The organism is Agromyces sp. CCNWLW213 (assembly GCF_037199545.1).
Lineage (GTDB): Bacteria > Actinomycetota > Actinomycetes > Actinomycetales > Microbacteriaceae > Agromyces.
The window spans coordinates 831256-850360 of record NZ_JBBBDX010000001.1; the positions used below are offsets into that span (position 1 = coordinate 831256).

Here is a 19105-nt window from a genome sequence, read left to right on the forward strand (position 1 = left end):
CCGATGTCGGTCCAGTCGCCCTCCGCGGTCGTCATGGTGCGACCGCACCACTTCGCCCCCAACCCGCAGACGGTCGCCGACAACGGCTTCCAGCCGAGCACCGACGGCCTCGACGGGGCCGGATTCGCGGCATCCGCCTACGACGAGGTCACGCGCGCCGCCCAGGCGCTCGAGGCGGCCGGCGTGACGGTGCACCTCTTCGAGGACGAGACGCGGCACCGCCCCGACAGCGTGTTCCCCAACAACTGGATCTCCACGCACTCCGGCGGCCACATCGCGCTCTACCCGATGTTCACGCCGAACCGGCGGACCGAGCGCCGCTCCGACATCGTGGAGCTGCTGAAGACGACCTACCGCGTCCAGGACGTCATCGACTACTCGGGGCTCGAGTACGACGACGTGTTCCTCGAGGGAACGGGCGCGATGGTGCTCGACCACGAGTCGCGCATCGCCTACGCCGCGCGCTCGAACCGGGCCGACCCCATCGCGCTCGAGCGATTCTGCACGAACTTCGGCTACGAGCCCATGGTGTTCGACGCGGTCGACGGACGCGGCATCGCCGTCTACCACACGAACGTGATCATGAGCATCGCCACCGAGTACGCGCTGCTCGCGACCGACATGATCGTCTCCCCTGCGCGCCGCCAGGAGATCGTGGACCGGCTCTCCGCCCGCGGGCGCCGCGACGTCATCGCCCTGACGAACGACCAGGTCGACGAGTTCAGCGGCAACGCGCTCGAGCTCTGGGGTTCCCAGGGTCGCGTGCTCGCGCTGTCGCAGCGGGCGTTCGACGCGCTCACCGACGACCAGCGCGCGCGCATCGAGCGGTCCGCACGCCTGCTCCCCCTCGACGTGCCCACGATCGAGCTGGCGGGCGGATCGGTGCGGTGCATGCTCACCGGGATCCACCTCGACCCGCGCCCGGGACTCGTGGAGCGGCACGCGACCCCGGCCGACGACGCCTCGGCCGACGAGGTCGCGGCCCGCTAGGACGACGGCCCCGCTCCCCCATGGGTCGGGGCCGTCCGTCGACGCCGATCAGCGGTGCGGGTACGGGCGCTCGAGCGAGCCCGTGTACAGCTGCTGCGGACGGCCGATCTTCGTCTGCGGGTCGAGGTTCATCTCGCGCCAGTGCGCGATCCAGCCGGGCAGGCGGCCGATCGCGAAGAGCACGGTGAACATGCGCGTCGGGAAGCCCATCGCCTTGTAGATCACGCCGGTGTAGAAGTCGACGTTCGGGTAGAGCCGGCGCTGCTTGAAGTAGTCGTCCTCGAGCGCGAACTGCTCGAGCTCCTTGGCGATGTCGAGCAGCGGGTCGTCGACGCCGAGTCCCTCGAGCACGGCATCCGCGCTCGTCTTGACGATCTTCGCGCGCGGGTCGTAGTTCTTGTAGACCCGGTGCCCGAAGCCCATGAGCTTGACCCCGTCCTCCTTGTTCTTCACACGCTCGACGAACTTGCCGACGCCCTCGCCGGAGTCGCGGATGCGCGCCAGCATCTGCAGGACCGCCTCGTTCGCACCGCCGTGCAGCGGTCCGGACAGGGCCTGGATGCCCGCGGAGATCGACGCGTACAGGTTGGCGCCCGTCGAGCCGACGAGACGGACCGTCGACGTCGACGCGTTCTGCTCGTGGTCCTCGTGGAGGATGAGCAGGCGGTCGAGCGCCTTCGCGAGCGTGGGGTCGATCGAGTAGGGCTCGGCCATGTTGCCGAAGTTCAGCCGCAGGAAGTTCTCGACGAAGTTCAGCGAGTTGTCGGGGTAGAGGAACGCCTGGCCGATGCTCTTCTTGTGCGCGTACGCGGCGATCACGGGCAGCTTGGCCAGCAGCCGGATGGTCGTGAGCTCGACGTGGTCGAGGTCGTGCGGGTCGGACGAGTCCTCGTAGTACGTCGAGAGCGCGGCGACGGCGCTCGAGAGCACGGCCATGGGGTGCGCGGTGTGGGGCAGTGCCGAGAAGAACCGCTTGAGGTCCTCGTGGAGGAGCGTGTGCCGGCGGATCTTCTCGTCGAACTCGCCGAGCTGGTCGGCCGTGGGCAGCTCGCCGTAGATGAGGAGCCACGCGACCTCGAGGTAGGTCGAGTGCTCGGCGAGCTGCTCGATGGGGTACCCGCGGTACCGGAGGATGCCCTGTTCGCCGTCGATGTACGTGATGGACGACCGGGTGGATGCCGTGTTCACGAACCCGTAGTCGAGCGCGGTCAGGCCGGTCTGCCGGGTCAGCGTCGACAGGTCGATGCTCGAGTTGCCCTGGGCGGCCGCGTGGATGGGGAACTCGGCGGTGCCGCCCGGGAAGGCCAGCGTGGCGGTATCGGGACGGTCGGCCCCCGGCGCGGTGTTCACGGCGTCGCTCACGGCATCTCCTGTGATCGTCACTTGCGGGGTCACCTGCTTTCCGGCCCCGTGCCGGTCGGCGTCGGCGGCCCGCACTACAGCCTAGACGGGCGCCGAGCGCACTGTCGCATCCCCCAAGAGATCCGGCGCTCAGTTGACGGATGCCACAGAACTCATCGCACCGTGCTGCGAGGCCGCCCGCACTGCTCCCCGGCCCCGGTCAGCGGACGGCGGTCGCCCGGAGCCGCGCAGCGGCCGAGGCGACGCGTTCGTCGGGCGCGGTGAGGGACAGCCGCACGTGCCGGGGGAAGTGCGCCCCGTAGAAGTGGCCGGGTCCCGCGAGGATGCCGAGGTCGGCCAGCCGCCCGATCGAGTCCCAGGCATCCCGGCCCTCGGTGGCCCACAGGTAGAGGCCGGCTTCGCTGTGATCGATGCGGAATCCCGCATCCTCGAGCGCGCCCTTCAGCTGCTCGCGACGGCTCCGATACCGCTCCTTCTGCTCGGCGACGTGCGCGTCGTCCGCGAGGGCGACCGTCATCGCGGCCTGCAGCGGCGCGGGCACCATGAGCCCGGCGTGCTTGCGCGCGGTCGTGAGCCGGGCGATCGAGTCGTGGCATCCGGCGACGAATGCGGCGCGGTACCCCGCCATGTTCGACTGCTTCGAGAGCGAGTAGATCGCGAGCACGCCGGAGGCGTCGCCACCGGTCACCCGCGGATCGAGGATGCTCGGCACCGGGCCGTCGCGCCAGGGCGACTCCCAGCCCAGTTCGGCGTAGCACTCGTCGCCCACGATGACGGCGCCGAGCGAGCGCGCGCGCTCGACGGCCGCCCGCAGCTCGTCGACGCCCAGCACCCGGCCGTCGGGGTTGCCCGGGGAGTTGAGCCACACGAGCTTCGTGCCGTCGGGCCACTCGGCGGGGTCGTCGGACGCGACCGAGCGCGCGCCGGCGAAGATCGCGCCCATCTCGTAGGTGGGGTACGCCGCGCGCGGGTGCACCACGACGTCGCCGTCGCCCACGCCCAGCATGAACGGCAGGAGCGCGACGAGCTCCTTCGAGCCGATCGTCGGGAGCACGTCGTCGACCCCGAGGCCCGCCACGCCGCGCCGCCGCTCGTACCACGCGACGATGGCCCGGCGGAGCGCGGTCGTGCCGACCGTCGTCGGGTAGGAGTGCGCATCGGTCGCCCGGGCGAGCGCGTCGCGCACGACGGCCGGCGTGGGGTCGACCGGCGAGCCGATCGACAGGTCGACGATGCCGTCGCGATGGGCGGCCGCGCGATCGCGGTACGGGACCATGAGGTCCCAGGGGTACTCGGGCAGCGCGCCGAGCGCCATCCTCAGTGGCCCTGTGGCGGAAGCGCAGCGACGAGCGGGTGGTCCTTGGCGATCACGCCGACCTTCGCCGCACCGCCCGGCGAGCCGATGTCGTCGAAGAACTCGACGTTGGCCTTGTAGTAGTCGGCCCACTCGTCGGGCAGGTCGTCCTCGTAGTAGATCGCCTCGACGGGGCACACGGGCTCGCAGGCCCCGCAGTCGACGCACTCGTCGGGGTGGATGTAGAGCGAGCGTTCACCCTCGTAGATGCAGTCGACGGGGCACTCGTCGATGCAGGCACGGTCCTTCACATCGACGCACGGGAGGGCGATGACATAGGTCACGGTGGGTCGGTGTCCCTTCGATGAGGCTGGAGTGCCAGTCTACGCGTGCGTCGCGGCCGGGTGTGCGCGAGCGGCGCCGCGTGACGGAAGCGAGGGCCACGCGACCACGAGCACTGCGATGAGCGCCGGGCCGACCGACCAGACCGTGCCGACCACGCCGCTCGCGACGAGCACCGAACCGCCCGGTCCGGGCAGCGAGAGCAGGGCGACCGCCCCGACGACGCCCACCGCCGCACCGATGGCCGCCGCCCGCCCGCCGGCGACGAGCCGGATGCCGAGGAGCAGGGCGGCCACGCCGACGAGCCCCGCGACGAGCCCCCACGGGATCGACACGTCGCCGACCTGCCAGGCGTGCCGATGCCCGATCGTCGCGACGGTTCCGTAGACCAGACCCACCACGGTCGCGATCGCGATCGCGCGGATGCGCGCGGATCGCGACGACGCCGCCTCGCGCTCGTCGGCCGGCCGCATCGCCGCGCCGGTCACGGGGCCGCGCTCACGGCGTAGCTCACCGTGGTGCCCTCGCCCGCCAGCACCACGAGGTGCTCGCCGTCCGAGTAGAGGACCCCGGCGGCCGCCTGCGTCGAGGCTCCCGTCTGCTCGGTGAAGCCCGCCTGCTCGAGCGCGGCCTTCGCCTCGCCGAGCGGGTCCTCGGCGGAGGTGGTCAGCACGACGACCCATCCCTCGCCGCCGCCCGACCCGCCGCTCAGCTCGACCTCGCCGTCGATGACCGGGACGCTCGGCGGGAAGTCGGCCGGCAGCTCGCCGCCGAGGCTCACATCGCCGCCGGTGGCCCCCTCGACCGCGTCCTCCACGCCGCGGTCGACGAACTCGTCGACGGGAGTGCCGGTGCAGCCGGCCAGGAGTCCGATCGAGAGGGCGGCCGCGGTCGCGGCGGCGGCCGTCCGACGGCGGCGGGGGGAAGCGCGCATGCCGCCGAGTCTACCGGCGGGGCCGGACCCGCCGATGGCGTAGCGTGGTCGCCGGCGGGCACCGGAGCGCGCCCGGAAGGACGACGAATGACCGAGCAGCCCGCAGCCGAGAGCCCGACTCCGCCCGTCCGCGTCGAACGCGACGGCATCGTGGCGACGGTCGTCGTCGACCGGCCGTCGGCATTGAACGCCCTCTCCCCCGACGTCCTCCGGGCGCTCGCGACCGCGTTCGAGGAGCTGGCGGCCGAGCGCGACGCGGTGCGCGGCGTGATCGTGGTCGGCGAGGGCGGCCGTGCGTTCGTCGCCGGAGCCGACATCCGCTCGCTCGCCGAACTCACGCCCGACGAAGGCGCCGAGGCCGCACGTCTCGGCCATCGCGTCGCCGCGGCGATCGAGTCGTTCCCCGCGCCCGTGATCGCGTGCGTCGACGGGTTCGCCCTGGGCGGAGGTCTCGAGCTCGCGCTGGCCTGCGACATGATCTACGCGACGGAGGCCTCGACGTTCGGCCAGCCCGAGGTGCGCCTGGGACTCATCCCGGGCTTCGGTGGCACGGTGCGCCTGCCGCGCGCGGTCGGGCTCCCGCTCGCGAAGGAGCTGATCTACACGGGTCGGCGCATCGACGCCCGGACGGCGGAGGCGGCGGGCCTGGTCGCCCGCCGGTTCCCCGATCGCGATGCGCTGCTCGACGGAGCCCGAGCGACCATCGGCGAGGCGGCCGAGAACGCCTGGACCGCGGTGGCGCTCGCCAAGCGCGTGCTCGTGGCCGCGTCCGGCACCCCCACGGCCGTCGCCGCGGACCTCGAGGTCGAGGGCTTCGCCGACGCCTTCCGCACGCACGACATGCGCGAGGGCGTCGCGGCGTTCCTCGAGAAGCGCACGCCGGAGTTCACGGGCCGCTGAGCCCGGCGGACGCCGAAGCGGGGCGCCTCCGTCATCGACGGCGGCGCCCCGCTCGGGATGGGGTGTCGGCTCAGCCGGTGACGTTCGCCTGGAGCCAGGCCATGCCGTCGAACCGCACGCCGTCGGCGCCGTACATCTCGAGGTGCAGGTGCGCCCCGGTGGACTGGCCGGTGGAGCCGACGGCACCGAGCACGTCGCCTGCGCTCACGCGCTGGCCGGCCGAGACCGCGATGGAGCCGTACTGCATGTGCGCGTACAGCGAGGTGATGAGCACGCCGTTGATGTTGTGCTGCACCTCGACGTAGGCGCCGTAGCCGCCGCCCGACTCGGTCGCCGTGATCACGACGCCGTCGGCGAGGGAGACGATGGGCGCACCCGCGCCCGGGTTGAAGTCGATGCCGTCGTGCTCGGTGGAGCAGCCGCCGCAGGGGGCGCTGCGCGGACCGAAGCCGTCGGAGGTGCGCGAGGGGTCGACCGGCCACACGATGCGCGGCGACTCGAGCAGGGAGACCTCGCCGACGCCGGCGACGCTCGACTCGATGGGCGGCGGCGCCGCCTCGACGTCCCACCCGCCGACGTCGATGGGCTGGAGGCTCGCCTCGGCGCTCACCTCGAGCGACTGCGAGCGCTGGGAGATCGTGTCCTGGGCGGGCGCGTAGACCGAGGCGCGGACCTCGGTGTCCGTGGCGGTCACCGCGAGCGCGGGGACGCTCGTGGCCAGGAGCATGCCGCCGGCGATGGACATCGCCGCGACGGACATCGCCGATCGGACGGGACCGGTGCCGGTGCGGCGCCGTCGGGTCGCGGCGTCGCGGATGGGTCGGAAGGCAGGGCGGGGGCGTGCGGCCGCGCGGCGACCGTGGGGGGGAGGAGTCATAGAAAGAAAAGGGGGGTTGCGTAACGATTGCGTAACTGGCGTGTCTGGTTTCGGAGAACCCGACAACCTTACGACCCCGTTTCTGTGAGGTTCATCAATCGAGCGAGCGGATGCCGCGCAGCGGCCCCGCCGGCGGCATCCGCTCGACGCCCGATTACCCCTGCTTCTTCAGGCGCGACGCGGCTCGCGCCCGCGCCGTCGCATCGAGCTCGACCTTGCGGATCCGGATCTTCTCGGGGGTCACCTCGACGCACTCGTCCTCGCGAGCGAACTCGAGGCACTCCTCGAGCGTGAGCTGCCGCGACGGGGTCATCGACTCGAACGTGTCGGCGGTCGACGACCGCATGTTCGTGAGCTTCTTCTCCTTGGTGATGTTCACGTCCATGTCGTCGTTGCGCGAGTTCTCGCCGATGACCATGCCCTCGTAGACCTCCTCGGTCGGGTTCACGAAGAAGGTCATGCGCTCCTGCAGCGCGATGATCGCGAACGGCGTCACCACGCCGGCGCGGTCGGCGACGATCGAGCCGTTGTTGCGCGTCGTGATCGTGCCGGCCCACTCGTCGTAGCCGTGCGAGATCGCGTTGGCGATGCCGGTGCCGCGCGTGATGGTGAGGAACTCGGTGCGGAAGCCGATGAGCCCGCGGCTCGGCACGATGAACTCCATGCGGACCCAGCCGGTGCCGTGGTTGGACATGCCGTCCATGCGGCCCTTGCGCGCCGCGAGCAGCTGGGTGATGGCGCCGAGGTACTCCTCGGGAGCGTCGATCGTCAGGTGCTCGTACGGCTCGTGCACCTTGCCGTCGACGGTCCTGGTGACCACCTGCGGCTTGCCGACGGTGAGCTCGAAGCCCTCGCGGCGCATCTGCTCGACGAGGATCGCGAGCGCGAGCTCGCCGCGGCCCTGCACCTCCCACGCGTCGGGCTTGCCGATGTCGAGCACCTTGAGCGACACGTTGCCGATGAGCTCGCGGTCGAGTCGGTCCTTGACCATGCGCGCGGTGAGCTTGTGGCCCTTCACCTTGCCGACGAGCGGTGAGGTGTTCGTGCCGATGGTCATCGAGATCGCGGGGTCGTCGACCGTGATGGCCGGGAGCGGTCGCACGTCCTCCGGGTCGGCGAGCGTCTCGCCGATCGTGATCTCGTCGATGCCCGCGACCGCGATGATGTCGCCCGGGCCGGCCTCCTCGGCCGGGTGCCGCTCGAGCGCCTTGGTCTTCAGCAGCTCGGTGATGCGCACGTTCGAGTGCGAGCCGTCGTGGCGCACCCAGGCCACCGTCTGGCCCTTGCGGATGGTGCCGTTGAACACGCGGAGCAGCGCGAGGCGACCGAGGAACGGCGACGCGTCGAGATTCGTGACCCAGGCCTGGAGGGGAGCCTCGTCGTCGTACGTCGGCGCGGGGATGTGGGTCAGGATGGCCTCGAAGAGCGGCTCGAGGTCGTCGCTGTCGGGCAGCGAGCCGTCGGCCGGCTTGTTCGCCGACGCGCGACCGGCCTTGCCCGAAGCGTAGACGACGGGGACGTCGAGGATGGCGTCGAGGTCGAGGTCGGGCACGTCGTCGGCGAGGTCCGAGGCGAGGCCGAGGAGCAGGTCCTGGCTCTCGGCGACGACCTCGTCGATGCGCGCGTCGGGCCGGTCGGTCTTGTTCACGAGCAGGATGACGGGCAGGCGCGCCTCGAGCGCCTTCCGCAGGACGAAGCGCGTCTGGGGCAGCGGCCCCTCGGACGCGTCGACGAGCAGCACCACGCCGTCGACCATCGAGAGGCCGCGCTCGACCTCGCCGCCGAAGTCGGCGTGGCCGGGGGTGTCGATCACGTTGATGGTGACGGGGCCGGATGCCGCGTGCTCGCCGGCGTACTCGATCGCCGTGTTCTTCGCGAGGATCGTGATGCCCTTCTCGCGCTCGAGCTCGTTCGAGTCCATCGCGCGCTCGTCGACGTGGGCGTGCTCGGCGAACGAGTGGGTCTGCTTCAGCATGGCGTCGACGAGCGTCGTCTTGCCGTGGTCGACGTGGGCGACGATCGCGACGTTGCGCAGGTCGTTGCGGGTGGCCTTGGCCATGGTGGGTCCTCGCGTGGCCGCCGGTCGCCGTGGGCACCGGGGCGCGGGTCGGCAGCGCGGGAGGGCGCTGGATGGGAGTCGGTGGGAGCGCGGTGGGCCGAACGGCACGGATCGCGCCAGACCAGCCTACCCTGTCGCCGGAACGGCGGACGCCCGGCATCCGACTCGCGGATGCCGGGCGTCCGGCGGGAGGAGCTCGGCGTCAGGCGCCGAGCACGAGGTTCGCGCCCGGGATGGCCGCGAGCAGGTCCTTCGTGTACTGCTCCTTGGGGTTGTCGAACACCTCGTCGGTGGTCGCCGCCTCGACGATGCGCCCCTTCTGCATCACCGCGACGTGATCGGCGATGACCCGCACGACCGCGAGGTCGTGGGTGATGAAGAGGTAGGTCAGCTCCAGCTCGGCCTGCAGGTCGGCGAGCAGGCGCAGGATCTGCGCCTGCACGAGCACGTCGAGCGCCGACACGGCCTCGTCGAGGACCACGATCTCGGGCTTCAGCGCGAGCGCCCGCGCGATGGCGATGCGCTGGCGCTGACCGCCGGACAGCTCGTTCGGGTAGCGGCCGACCAGCGTGCGCGGGAGCGACACCTGGTCGAGCAGCTCGAGCACGCGAGCGCGACGCGACGCGGTGTCGCCGACCTTGTGCGTGTACAGCGGCTCGGCGATCGTATTGCCGATGTTGCGCAGCGGGTTCAGCGAGCCGTACGGGTCCTGGAAGACCGGCTGCATGCGCCCGCGGAGCGCGAAGAGCTCGGACCGGCTGACCTTCTCGAGGTCCTTGCCGCCCACGATGATCCTGCCGCTCGTCGCATCCTCGAGCTTCAGCAGCATCTTCGCCACGGTGGACTTGCCCGAACCGGACTCGCCCACGAGCGCCATGGTGGTGCCCTTGGGAATCCGGAACGAGACGTCGTCGACCGCCGTGAACTCGCCCGAACCGCGAATCTTGAACACCTTGGTGAGGTTCTCGACCACGATGGCCGGCTCCCTGGACGCGGCGGCCTCGACGGCCTCCTGGCGCGCCTCGGCGGTCGCGATCAGGTCGATCGTGTCGCCGGCCGCCGACGCGGCATCCTCGGACATCGACGCCTCGGCCGCCGCCACGCTGCCGGTCGACTGGATGCGGCGCGAGGCGAGGCTCGGTGCCGCGGCGACCAGCCGCTGCGTGTAGGGGTGCTGCGGGTTCTGCAGGATCTCGAGCGACGGGCCGGACTCGACGACCTTGCCCTTGTACATCACGACGAGCTGCTCCGCGCGCTCGGCCGCGAGGCCGAGGTCGTGCGTGATGAACAGCAGGGTGGTGCCGAGCTCGCGAGTCAGCGACTCCAGGTGGTCGAGGATGACCCGCTGCACGGTCACGTCGAGCGCCGAGGTCGGCTCGTCGGCGATGAGCAGCTGGGGGTCGGCCGACAGGCCCATGCCGATGAGCACGCGCTGGCGCATGCCGCCCGAGAACTGGTGCGGGAACTGCTTCATGCGGCGATCGGCGTCCTGCAGGCCGGCCTGCTTCAGCACCTCGATGGCGCGGGCCTTAACCTCCTTGCGCTCGCTCGCGATGCCGTTGGCCTTGATCGCCTCCTCGACCTGGTAGCCGATCGACCACACCGGGTTGAGGTTCGACATCGGGTCCTGGGGGACGAAGCCGATCTTGCGACCGCGGATCGCCTCCATGTCCTTCTGCGACGTCTGCGCCAGGTCCTGCCCGTCGAGCAGGATCTGGCCGCCGGCGATGTGCCCGGTGCCGGGGAGCAGGTTGATGATCGCGTGCGCGGTCGTCGACTTGCCCGAGCCCGACTCGCCCACGATCGCGAGGCTCTGGCCGCGGTAGAGGGTGAAGCTCACGCCGTCGACGGCCGTGACCTTGCCCTCCTGGGTGGTGAAGGCGACCTCGAGGTCCTTGACCTCGAGGATCGGGCGCTCGTCGGCGCCGGGGGTGGACTGCTGCACGTCGGATCCGTTCACGGTCGAGGTCATCGCTGCGCCCTCGCCTTCGGGTCGAGCGCGTCGCGGATGACCTCGCCGAGCATGATGAAGCTCAGGACCGTCACCGACAGCGCGATGGAGGGGAGGATCAGGGTCTGCGGGTTGGTCCGCAGGTCCACCTGGGCCTGGCTGATGTCGTTGCCCCACGACATCGTCGTCGACGGGAGGCCGACGCCGAGGAACGACAGGGTCGCCTCGGCGACGATCGCCGACGCGAGCGAGATCGTCGTGATGACCAGGACGGGCGCGATCGAGTTCGGCAGCACGTGCCGGACCAGGATGCGGAACCGCGAGACGCCGAGCGCGGTCGCCGCCATGACGAAGTCCGCGTTCTTGACCCGCAGGATCTCGGCTCGGAGCACACGGGCCGTCGCCGGCCACGCGAAGGCGCCGATCGCCAGCGAGATGGTCCAGACGTTCGCGTACTGCGAGAACACCGACATGACCACGACGGCCGCGAGGATGTAGGGGATCGAGAAGAAGATGTCGCCGAGGCGGGACAGCACCGCGTCGATCCAGCCGCCGTAGAAGCCGGAGAACGCGCCGAAGATCACGCCGAGCACGGCGACGAGGAACGACACGATGAGACCGACCGCGAGCGAGGTCGACGTGCCGTGGATGATCCGCGAGTAGATGTCGCAGCCCTGCCGGTTGTAGCCGAGCAGGCTGTCGCCGCCGGGTCCCTGGTTGCTCAGCGAGAGCTGGCAGTACCGAGGGTCGACGCTCGTGAACAGGGTCGGGAACAGCGCGACGACCACCAGCAGGGCGATCATGACCGCGGAGATCCAGAACATGGGCCGCTTGCGCAGGTCTCGCCAGGCATCGGTCCAGAGGTTCGAGGGCTTGCCCTCGGCCTTCACGGAGTCGATCGCGACGAGCGGGGTCTCCTCGACCGGGGCGACGTAGTGCGCCTGAGTGGGTCGGATGTTACTTGGCATAGCGGATCCTCGGGTCGAGAACGGCGTACAGCAGATCCACCACGAGGTTGACGACGAGGTAGATCAGCACCATGACGGTCACGAAGGAGACGACGGTCGGTCCCTCTCCTCGGATGATCGCCTGGTAGAGCGTGTTGCCCACGCCCGGCACGTTGAAGATGCCCTCCGTGACCGTCGCACCGACCATGAGCACGCCGAAGTCGACGGCGAGGTAGGTGACGACGGGGATGAGCGAGTTGCGCAGGATGTGCACCGGCACGATCCGGCGACGCGACAGGCCCTTGCTCGCGGCGGTGCGAACGAAGTCCTGGCCGTCCGTCTCGATGACCGACGCCCTCGTCAGTCGGACGATCTGCGCGAAGCTGCCCGCGGCCAGCACGATGGCCGGCAGGACCAGATCACCCCATGGGGCGCCCGGACCGACGGTGGTCCGGAACCAGCCCAACTGGATGGCGAAGACGAACTGCGCCACGAAGCCGATCACGAAGATCGGCAGCGAGATCAGGATGAGGCTCACGACGAGCGCGCTGGCGTCGAAGATGCCGCCCTTGCGCAGACCCGAGACGAGGCCGATGAGGATGCCGCCGACCATGAGGAAGATCGTCGACAGCAGCGCGAGGCGGAGCGTCACGGGGAAGGTGCGAGCGAGGATGTCGCTCACCGGCTCACCCGAGAAGGAGATGCCGAGGTCGCCCTGGAAGATGCCGCCGAGGAAGAGGAGGTACTGGACGATGAAGGGCTCGTCGAGGTTGTACCGCTCGCGGACCGCCTCGAGGACCTGAGGCGGCGGGGTCTTCTCGCCGAACAGGGCGACGATGGGATCGCCCGGCATGGCGAAGACCATGAAGTAGATCAGGAATGTGGTGCCGAGCAGTACAGGGATCGCCTGCAGGACCCGGCGCACGATGTAACCGGCCATGGATCAGGCCTCGTGCTTCTCGTTCGTGGACATGTGTTGAAGAAACCTCACCGTTGTGGAGTGCGACCACACGATGTTACGCGCTCTGTCTGCACCCCGGATACGTGGGAGTGGGGCGGCGATCTGAATGACCGCCGCCCCACGGGCGGAAGAGAGTCTAAACCCCCTCACACCGAGATCGAGAATTACTCCTCGGTCTTGGTCACCTGGTGGTACAGGGGCACCGAGTTCCAGCCGAACTCGACGTTCTCCACCTGCTCACCCCACGCGCCGTTGACGGTCGAGTACCAGAGCGGGATCGCGGGGAGGTCCTCGAAGAGGATCTCCTGCGCCTGCTGGAACTTCGCGATGCCCTCTTCGACGTCGGTCGCTCCGAGGCCCTCTTCCATCAGCTGGTCGAACTCGGGGTTCGAGTAGTCACCGTCGTTCGAGCCTGCGCCGGTCTGGTAGAGCGGGGCGAGGAAGTTCGAGAGCGACGGGTAGTCGGCCTGCCAACCGGTGCGGAACGCGGTCTGGATGGCACGGTCGGTGATGGACGTGCGGAACTCGGCGAAGGTCGGGTACGGAGCACCCGTCGCGTCGATGCCGAGCTCGTTCTTGACCTGGTTGGCGACAGCGTCGACCCAGGCCTGGTGGCCACCGTCGGCGTTGTAGCCGATCTGGAACGAACCCTCCCACGGGCTGATGGCGTTCGCCTCTTCCCAGAGCTCGACCGCGCGCTCGGGGTCGTACTCGAGGACCTCGGCGCCGGCGATGTCCTCGGAGTAGCCGTCGATGACGGGCGAGGTGAAGTCCTTCGCCGGGGTACGGGTGCCCGAGAAGATCACGTCGGTGATCTCCTCGCGGTTGATCGCGTGCGAGATCGCGGCGCGACGGAGCTTGCCCTCTTCGCCACCGAAGTGCGGGAGGCGGTCCGGGATGACGAACGACTGGAAGATCGCCGCGGCCTGGTTGACCGCGCGGTCGCCGAACTCGTCCTCGTAGGTCGCGAGCGCGCTGTCCGGGATGGCGTCGATGATGTCGAGGTTGCCACCCTGGAGGTCGGCGTAGGCCGCGTCCTGCGTCGCGTAGAAGATGATCTCGAGACCACCGTTGGCCGCCTGGCGGCCGCCCTGGTAGTCCTCGTTCTTCACGAGGTCGATGCGCTCGTTGTGCTTCCAGGCGCCCTCTTCGGCCAGCTTGTACGGGCCGTTGCCGATCGGGTTCTCACCGAAGGCCTCGAGGTCCTCCCACGCCGCCTCGGGCAGCGGGTAGAACGCCGAGTAGCCGAGGCGCAGCGGGAAGTCGGACTCCGGCTGGCTCAGGGTCACCTCGAAGGTGCGCTCGTCGATGACCTCGAGGCCCGACATCTCCTCGACGTTCTCGTCGTAGGAGAAGCCCTCGATGGACTCGAAGAAGTAGCTCGAGAGCTGCGCGTTGTCGAGCGCGGCGCCGTAGTTCCACGCCTTCACGAAGGACTCGGCCGTGACGGGCTCACCGTTGGTGAACTCCTGGCCCTCCTTGATCGTGATCGTGTACGTCTGCGAGTCCTCGGTCTCGATCGACTCGGCCATGTCGTTGACCGGCTTGCCGTCGGCGTCGTAGTAGATCAGGCCCGCGAAGATCGCGTCGAGGATCTTGCCGCCACCGGTCTCGTTGGTGTTGGTCGGGATCAGCGGGTTCTGCGGCTCGGAGCCGTTGGTGGTGATGATCGCGGTCGAGTCGCCCTCGGGGGCTGCCGGCTCGTTGCTGGTCGAGCAACCGGAGAGCGCGAGCGCACCGGCCGCCGCAAGAGCAATGGCTGCGACGCCGATTCTCTTGATCTTCAATGTTCCTCCTGTGAGATGAGCGCACGACAGCACGATTCGCGTCTGGTGGACTCGAAGGTCGGGTCTGGGGGCGCTGGTAGGTGAATCGAGACTATAAGCGCGTTCGAGCCGCGCAAACCCGATGGCGCAACCGTTACCGAGGCGCAACCTACGGCGGCCGGTCTGCTCACATGAGCACGCCGGGACGCACGATTCTTGCGTGCCGCGCCGCCATGCGAGGATGACGGCATGTCACAGCCGCGGCGCCTGCGACTCGAGATCGCCATCGTGCTGGCCCTCTCGCTCGGCGCCTCCGCGGTGTACTCGGTGGTCTCGATCGTGGCGCGCCTCACCGACGATCGGCCGCTCGGCGAGCAGTCGGCCGCGCTCAACCAGTCCCGCGCCGAACGCGAGTGGCTCGACTTCGCCTACCAGTTCCTCGACGTGGTCTTCGGCGTCGCGGTCGTGGCGCTGGTCCTGTACCTGCTCTGGCAGCCGGGACGGGATCCCTTCCGTCGCATCGGACTCGACCTCACGCGTCCCGGCCGCGATGCGGCATCCGGCGTGCTGCTCGCGGCCGTGATCGGCGTGCCCGGGCTCGCCCTGTACGCCGCCGGACGCGCGATGGGCTTCACCGTGGCGGTCGTCCCGCAATCGCTCGACGACTACTGGTGGACCGTGCCGATCCTGGTTCTGGCCGCCCTGGAGGCCGCCCTCGTCGAGGAGGTCATCGCAGTCGGGTACCTCTTCACGCGGCTCCGCGAACTGGGGGTCGGCCCCTGGGCGACGATCCTGTCGAGCGCGCTCCTGCGAGGCACGTACCACCTCTACCAGGGGTTCGGCGCGTTCGCGGGCAACGCCGTCATGGGCGTCGTGTTCGGCTGGGCCTACCTGCGATGGGGCCGCACGATGCCCCTCGTCGTGGCCCACTGGATCCTGGACATCGTGTCCTTCGTGGGCTACCCGCTCGCGCTCGGCTGGTGGCCCGGGCTGTTCGCGCCCCCGGCCGACTGAGGCCCCGGCCGAGCGGGGTGCGCGGGCGGCATCGGCGACGGATGCCGCGGGCGCGGCGCCTCGGCGACGTGCCGGCCGCGCGCCAGCGCGACCACCGTCGCGGGCATCGGCGGCAGCGCCTCCTCCGGCGGCTCGACCCGGAGGTCGGTGTCGGCCGCGCGGATGCGCGCGCCGTCCATCCAGCTGCGTCGGCTCGGCGTGCAGACCGCGGAGAACGCCTCGGGGCCGGTCGCGAACCCGCGGGTGAAGTCGCCCATGGTCTCGGCGCGCCGGAGCGCCTCGGCGAGCGCGGGATTGCGGCGCTCGACGAGTCCCGCGCGCTGCTGGAGTCCGAGCGAGCCGGCTCCGGCGAGCGTGCAGCCCACCATCACGCCGACGAAGGCGATCGTCGCGACCGCCGCGACCAGGTCAATCGGGATCATGCGCACCCCCATGTGCGAGAGATCCTCAGTGTACTCCCGGGGGCCGGTCGAGGGACCCTCCGGATCCGGGCCCGCCCGACCGCGGAGACCGTGGTCCACGGGTCGCCCGCGGCGACCGTACGGAAGGGATCGGCCATGGACCTCGCACATGCCCTCGCAGCCGGCGGCATCGCCGCCCGGCGCACCGAACGACGCTTCCGCGCCGACGAGGAGGAGGTGCGCGCCGCCGAGCAGCGGGTCCTCGCGCGCCGGACCGCCCGCGCCGCGGCATCCGCTCGCCGCGAGCTCACCGAGCGCGGACGCCACGCGGCGCCGCGCCCGGCGAGTGCCTGACGGCTACGCGAACGCCTCGATCGGCGGGCACGCGCACACGAGGTTGCGGTCGCCGTACGCCTGGTCGATTCGCCGCACCGGCGCCCAGTACTTGTTGCGCACGAGCGAGTGGACCGGGTAGACCGCCTGCTCGCGCGTGTAGGGGTGCGTCCACTCGCCCGCGATGACCGACTCGGCGGTGTGCGGGGCGTTCCGCAGCGGGTTGTCGTCGGCCGGCCACTCGCCCCGGCCCACGGCGTCGGCCTCGGCCTTGATCTGGATCATGGCCTCGATGAACCGGTCGAGCTCGGCGAGGTCCTCGGACTCGGTCGGCTCCACCATGAGCGTGCCCGCGACCGGGAACGACATGGTCGGCGCATGGAAGCCGTAGTCGATGAGCCGCTTGGCGACGTCGTCGACGGTCACGCCCGTCTCGGCGGTGAGGGGTCGCAGGTCGAGGATGCACTCGTGCGCCACGAGGCCGTTCTCGCCCGTGTAGAGCACCGGATAGTGGTCGCGCAGGCGCGTGGCCACGTAGTTCGCCGCGAGCACCGCGGTCGCGGTGGCCTGCTTGAGGCCCTCGGCCCCCATCATCCGCACGTAGGCCCACGAGATCGGCAGGATGGACGGGCTGCCGTACGGGGCGGCCGACACGGGGCCGCCGTCGTGCGACACCCCGCCGGCGTGGGCGTTGCGCTGCGCCATCGGGTGGCCGGGCAGGAACGGCGCGAGGTGCGCCTTCGCCGCGACCGGTCCGACGCCGGGTCCGCCGCCCCCGTGCGGGATGCAGAACGTCTTGTGCAGGTTCAGGTGCGACACGTCGCCGCCGACGTCGCCGAAGCGCGCGAAGCCGAGGAGGGCGTTGAGGTTCGCGCCGTCGATGTAGACCTGGCCGCCCGCGTCGTGCACGGCCGTCGTGATGTCCTTCACGTCGTGCTCGTACACGCCGTGCGTGGACGGGTAGGTGATCATGAGCGCCGCGATCCGGTCGGCGTGGTCGGCGATCTTCGCGCGCAGGTCGCCGAGGTCGACGTTGCCCAGCTCGTCGCACGCGACGACGACGACGCGCATGCCCGCGAGCACCGCGGAGGCCGCGTTCGTGCCGTGCGCGCTCGACGGGATGAGGCACACGTCGCGCTCGGCGTCGCCGTTCGCGAGGTGGTACCCGCGGATCGCGAGCAGGCCCGCGAGCTCGCCCTGGCTGCCCGCGTTCGGCTGGAGCGAGACGGTGTCGTAGCCGGTGACCTCGGCGAGCCAGCCCTCGAGCTGCGAGACGAGCTCGAGCGAGCCGTCCACGTCGGCCTCCGGCGCGAACGGGTGCAGGTTCGCGAACTCGGGCCAGGTCACGGCCTGCATCTCCGTGGCGGCGTTGAGCTTCATCGTGCACGAGCCGAGCGGGATCATGCCGCGGTCGAGCGCGTAGTCGCGGTCGGCGAGCGTCTTGAGGTACCGCATCATCTGGGTCTCGGACTGGTGCGTGTTGAACACCGGGTGCTCGAGGTAGGAGGACGTGCGGCGCAGCGCCGGGGGCAGGCTGGCCGGCGGGACGAGCCCCCGGAGCGGCGCGAGCTGCTCGGCGATGGCCTCGATCCCGTTCGCGAGGATCACGAGCTCGAGCTCGGCCGCGGTCGTGGTCTCGTCGACGGCCACGTGCACGGTGTCGCCGTCGACCTGCCAGAGGTGCACGCCGGCCTCGCGAGCAGCGGCGACGACCTCGGCGGCACGGCCGGGCACGCGCACGCGCACCGTGTCGAAGAACGACTCGTGCACGAGGTCGAGCCCGCCCGCGGCGAGGGCGTCGGCGAGGGCCTTGGCCTTGGCCGCGGTGGTCATGGCGATGTGGCGGATGCCGCGGGGCCCGTGGTACACGGCGTACATCGACGCCATGACGGCGAGCAGCACCTGCGCGGTGCAGATGTTCGACGTCGCCTTCTCGCGACGGATGTGCTGCTCGCGCGCCTGGAGGCTGAGCCGGTACGCGGGGTGGCCCGCGGCATCCTGCGACACGCCGACGAGGCGGCCGGGCAGCTGCCGCTCGAGCCCCTTGCGCACGGCCATGTAGCCGGCGTGCGGGCCGCCGAAGCCCATGGGCACGCCGAAGCGCTGCGAGGTGCCGACCGCGACATCCGCCCCCAGCTCGCCGGGGCTCGTCAGCAGCGCCATCGCCAGCAGGTCGGCCGCGACGACGGCGAGCGCGCCCTGCTCCTTCGAGGCGGCGATGACGGATGCCGGGTTCCAGACCCGCCCCGACGCGCCGGGGTACTGCACGAAGAGGCCGAAGTGCTCGCCCAGCGCCGCGGCATCCGTCGTCTCGTCGAGGTCGGCCTCGACCAGCTCGATGCCCACCGCCCCGGCGCGCGAGCGGAGCAGCGCGAGCGTCTGCGGCAGCGCGTCGGCGTCGACCACGAAGCGGTTCGAGCGGGACTTCGACGCGCGACGCGCGAGCAGCATTCCCTCGACGACCGCCGTGCCCTCGTCGAGCATCGACCCGTTCGCCGTGTCGAGCCCGGTGAGGTCGGCGACCATCGTCTGGAAGTTGATGATGGCCTCGAGCCGGCCCTGCGAGATCTCCGGCTGGTAGGGCGTGTAGGCCGTGTACCAGCTCGGGTTCTCGAGCACGTTCCGCTGGATCACGGCGGGCGTGATCGTGCCCGAGTAGCCCAGCCCGATCATCGACGTGCGCACCGCGTTGCGGTCGGCGAGCGCCCGCAGCTCGGCGAGCGCCTCGCGCTCGGTCGCCGCCGCGGGGATCACCGAGTCCACGACGTCGTGCATGCGGATCGCGGTGGGGACCGCGGCGTCCATGAGCGCGTCGAGCGAGTCGTAGCCGAGCGCCGCGAGCATCCACTCGTGGTCGCGCGGGGTCGTGCCGATGTGCCGTCGCCCGAAGGCGTCGACGTCGAAGGCCGGAGAGGTGCTGGTGGTCATCGTGTTCCTTGGGTCGCTGGTCGAGGAGCAGGCGCAGCCCGCGTCT

At 70.7% G+C, this 19105-nt stretch carries 17 protein-coding genes; 4 read left to right on the plus strand and 13 right to left on the minus strand.

Annotated features, from left to right (window positions below):
* The first annotated feature begins 3 nt into the window (after positions 1-3).
* Complete coding sequence (ctlX, locus tag WBQ80_RS03900; protein ID WP_337282464.1) at positions 4-990, plus strand: citrulline utilization hydrolase CtlX; 987 nt, start codon at positions 4-6, stop codon at positions 988-990.
* Between the two features lie 48 nt (positions 991-1038).
* Here the strand turns inward: ctlX and WBQ80_RS03905 are convergent, their stop codons facing one another.
* From WBQ80_RS03905 to WBQ80_RS03925, 5 genes are all read right to left on the minus strand, one after another.
* A complete protein-coding gene (locus tag WBQ80_RS03905) occupies positions 1039-2352 on the minus strand; it encodes a citrate synthase (RefSeq protein WP_442892678.1) in 1314 nt (437 codons plus the stop codon).
* Between the two features lie 199 nt (positions 2353-2551).
* Positions 2552-3667 carry a succinyldiaminopimelate transaminase gene (gene dapC / locus WBQ80_RS03910; RefSeq protein ID WP_336571292.1) on the minus strand — a complete coding sequence of 372 codons (1116 nt, stop codon included), beginning with the start codon at positions 3665-3667 and terminating at the stop codon, positions 2552-2554.
* A gap of 2 nt (positions 3668-3669) precedes the next feature.
* Positions 3670-3990 (minus strand): ferredoxin, encoded by a 321-nt coding sequence (gene fdxA / locus WBQ80_RS03915; RefSeq protein ID WP_067949403.1) that lies wholly within the window; start codon positions 3988-3990, stop codon positions 3670-3672.
* A gap of 39 nt (positions 3991-4029) precedes the next feature.
* Positions 4030-4476: a DUF6113 family protein gene (locus WBQ80_RS03920; protein ID WP_336571296.1), complete on the minus strand. Its 447-nt coding sequence runs from the start codon at positions 4474-4476 to the stop codon at positions 4030-4032.
* Entirely contained in the window at positions 4473-4922 is a 450-nt protein-coding gene (locus WBQ80_RS03925; protein ID WP_336571298.1) for a hypothetical protein, read from the minus strand. Before WBQ80_RS03925 ends, WBQ80_RS03920 begins: the two co-directional genes overlap by 4 nt.
* Before the next feature lie 87 nt (positions 4923-5009).
* On the opposite strand from WBQ80_RS03925, the gene WBQ80_RS03930 reads away from it, so the two are divergent.
* Positions 5010-5822: an enoyl-CoA hydratase/isomerase family protein gene (locus tag WBQ80_RS03930; RefSeq protein WP_336571300.1), complete on the plus strand. Its 813-nt coding sequence runs from the start codon at positions 5010-5012 to the stop codon at positions 5820-5822.
* Positions 5823-5892: 70 nt separating this feature from the next.
* On the opposite strand, the gene WBQ80_RS03935 is transcribed toward WBQ80_RS03930, so the two are convergent.
* The 6 genes from WBQ80_RS03935 to WBQ80_RS03960 form a co-directional block, all read right to left on the minus strand.
* Positions 5893-6582 carry a M23 family metallopeptidase gene (locus tag WBQ80_RS03935; protein ID WP_336571180.1) on the minus strand — a complete coding sequence of 230 codons (690 nt, stop codon included), beginning with the start codon at positions 6580-6582 and terminating at the stop codon, positions 5893-5895.
* A 271-nt stretch (positions 6583-6853) separates the two neighbouring features.
* Positions 6854-8758, minus strand: coding sequence for a translational GTPase TypA (gene typA / locus WBQ80_RS03940; protein WP_336571179.1), 1905 nt, complete (start codon positions 8756-8758; stop codon positions 6854-6856).
* A 202-nt stretch (positions 8759-8960) separates the two neighbouring features.
* Positions 8961-10730 (minus strand): ABC transporter ATP-binding protein, encoded by a 1770-nt coding sequence (locus tag WBQ80_RS03945; RefSeq protein WP_336571177.1) that lies wholly within the window; start codon positions 10728-10730, stop codon positions 8961-8963.
* Positions 10727-11677 (minus strand): ABC transporter permease, encoded by a 951-nt coding sequence (locus WBQ80_RS03950; protein WP_336571176.1) that lies wholly within the window; start codon positions 11675-11677, stop codon positions 10727-10729. Before WBQ80_RS03950 ends, WBQ80_RS03945 begins: the two co-directional genes overlap by 4 nt.
* Positions 11667-12596: an ABC transporter permease gene (locus WBQ80_RS03955; protein WP_336571175.1), complete on the minus strand. Its 930-nt coding sequence runs from the start codon at positions 12594-12596 to the stop codon at positions 11667-11669. The genes WBQ80_RS03950 and WBQ80_RS03955 overlap by 11 nt, the downstream gene beginning before the upstream one ends.
* A 185-nt stretch (positions 12597-12781) precedes the next feature.
* Complete coding sequence (locus WBQ80_RS03960; protein ID WP_336571174.1) at positions 12782-14404, minus strand: peptide ABC transporter substrate-binding protein; 1623 nt, start codon at positions 14402-14404, stop codon at positions 12782-12784.
* 228 nt (positions 14405-14632) lie between these two features.
* Between WBQ80_RS03960 and WBQ80_RS03965 the strand changes: the two genes are divergently transcribed.
* Positions 14633-15397, plus strand: a complete 765-nt coding sequence (locus tag WBQ80_RS03965) for a CPBP family intramembrane glutamic endopeptidase (protein ID WP_336571173.1) — start codon at positions 14633-14635, stop codon at positions 15395-15397.
* Here the strand turns inward: WBQ80_RS03965 and WBQ80_RS03970 are convergent.
* The gene (locus WBQ80_RS03970; RefSeq protein ID WP_336571172.1) at positions 15343-15819 is read right to left on the minus strand and encodes a hypothetical protein; all 477 of its coding nucleotides are present in this window, start codon (positions 15817-15819) and stop codon (positions 15343-15345) included. The genes WBQ80_RS03965 and WBQ80_RS03970 overlap by 55 nt on opposite strands.
* A gap of 135 nt (positions 15820-15954) precedes the next feature.
* On the opposite strand from WBQ80_RS03970, the gene WBQ80_RS03975 reads away from it, so the two are divergent.
* Positions 15955-16152, plus strand: a complete 198-nt coding sequence (locus WBQ80_RS03975) for a hypothetical protein (RefSeq protein ID WP_336571171.1) — start codon at positions 15955-15957, stop codon at positions 16150-16152.
* A 3-nt stretch (positions 16153-16155) separates the two neighbouring features.
* Here the strand turns inward: WBQ80_RS03975 and gcvP are convergent, their stop codons facing one another.
* Positions 16156-19059: an aminomethyl-transferring glycine dehydrogenase gene (gene gcvP / locus WBQ80_RS03980; RefSeq protein ID WP_336571170.1), complete on the minus strand. Its 2904-nt coding sequence runs from the start codon at positions 19057-19059 to the stop codon at positions 16156-16158.
* Between the last annotated feature and the right edge of the window lie 46 nt (positions 19060-19105).

What these genes read in the sequence shown, in the direction of transcription:
- ctlX (WP_337282464.1), top strand. Translation starts at nt 4, where the DNA reads ATGTCGGTCCAGTCGCCCTCCGCGGTCGTCATGGTGCGACCGCACCAC.
- dapC (WP_336571292.1), bottom strand. Translation starts at nt 3,667, where the DNA reads ATGGCGCTCGGCGCGCTGCCCGAGTACCCCTGGGACCTCATGGTCCCG.
- WBQ80_RS03925 (WP_336571298.1), bottom strand. Translation starts at nt 4,922, where the DNA reads ATGCGCGCTTCCCCCCGCCGCCGTCGGACGGCCGCCGCCGCGACCGCG.
- WBQ80_RS03930 (WP_336571300.1), top strand. Translation starts at nt 5,010, where the DNA reads ATGACCGAGCAGCCCGCAGCCGAGAGCCCGACTCCGCCCGTCCGCGTC.
- WBQ80_RS03935 (WP_336571180.1), bottom strand. Translation starts at nt 6,582, where the DNA reads ATGTCCGTCGCGGCGATGTCCATCGCCGGCGGCATGCTCCTGGCCACG.
- typA (WP_336571179.1), bottom strand. Translation starts at nt 8,758, where the DNA reads ATGGCCAAGGCCACCCGCAACGACCTGCGCAACGTCGCGATCGTCGCC.
- WBQ80_RS03945 (WP_336571177.1), bottom strand. Translation starts at nt 10,730, where the DNA reads ATGACCTCGACCGTGAACGGATCCGACGTGCAGCAGTCCACCCCCGGC.
- WBQ80_RS03950 (WP_336571176.1), bottom strand. Translation starts at nt 11,677, where the DNA reads ATGCCAAGTAACATCCGACCCACTCAGGCGCACTACGTCGCCCCGGTC.
- WBQ80_RS03955 (WP_336571175.1), bottom strand. Translation starts at nt 12,596, where the DNA reads ATGGCCGGTTACATCGTGCGCCGGGTCCTGCAGGCGATCCCTGTACTG.
- WBQ80_RS03965 (WP_336571173.1), top strand. Translation starts at nt 14,633, where the DNA reads ATGTCACAGCCGCGGCGCCTGCGACTCGAGATCGCCATCGTGCTGGCC.
- WBQ80_RS03970 (WP_336571172.1), bottom strand. Translation starts at nt 15,819, where the DNA reads ATGATCCCGATTGACCTGGTCGCGGCGGTCGCGACGATCGCCTTCGTC.
- WBQ80_RS03975 (WP_336571171.1), top strand. Translation starts at nt 15,955, where the DNA reads ATGGACCTCGCACATGCCCTCGCAGCCGGCGGCATCGCCGCCCGGCGC.
- gcvP (WP_336571170.1), bottom strand. Translation starts at nt 19,059, where the DNA reads ATGACCACCAGCACCTCTCCGGCCTTCGACGTCGACGCCTTCGGGCGA.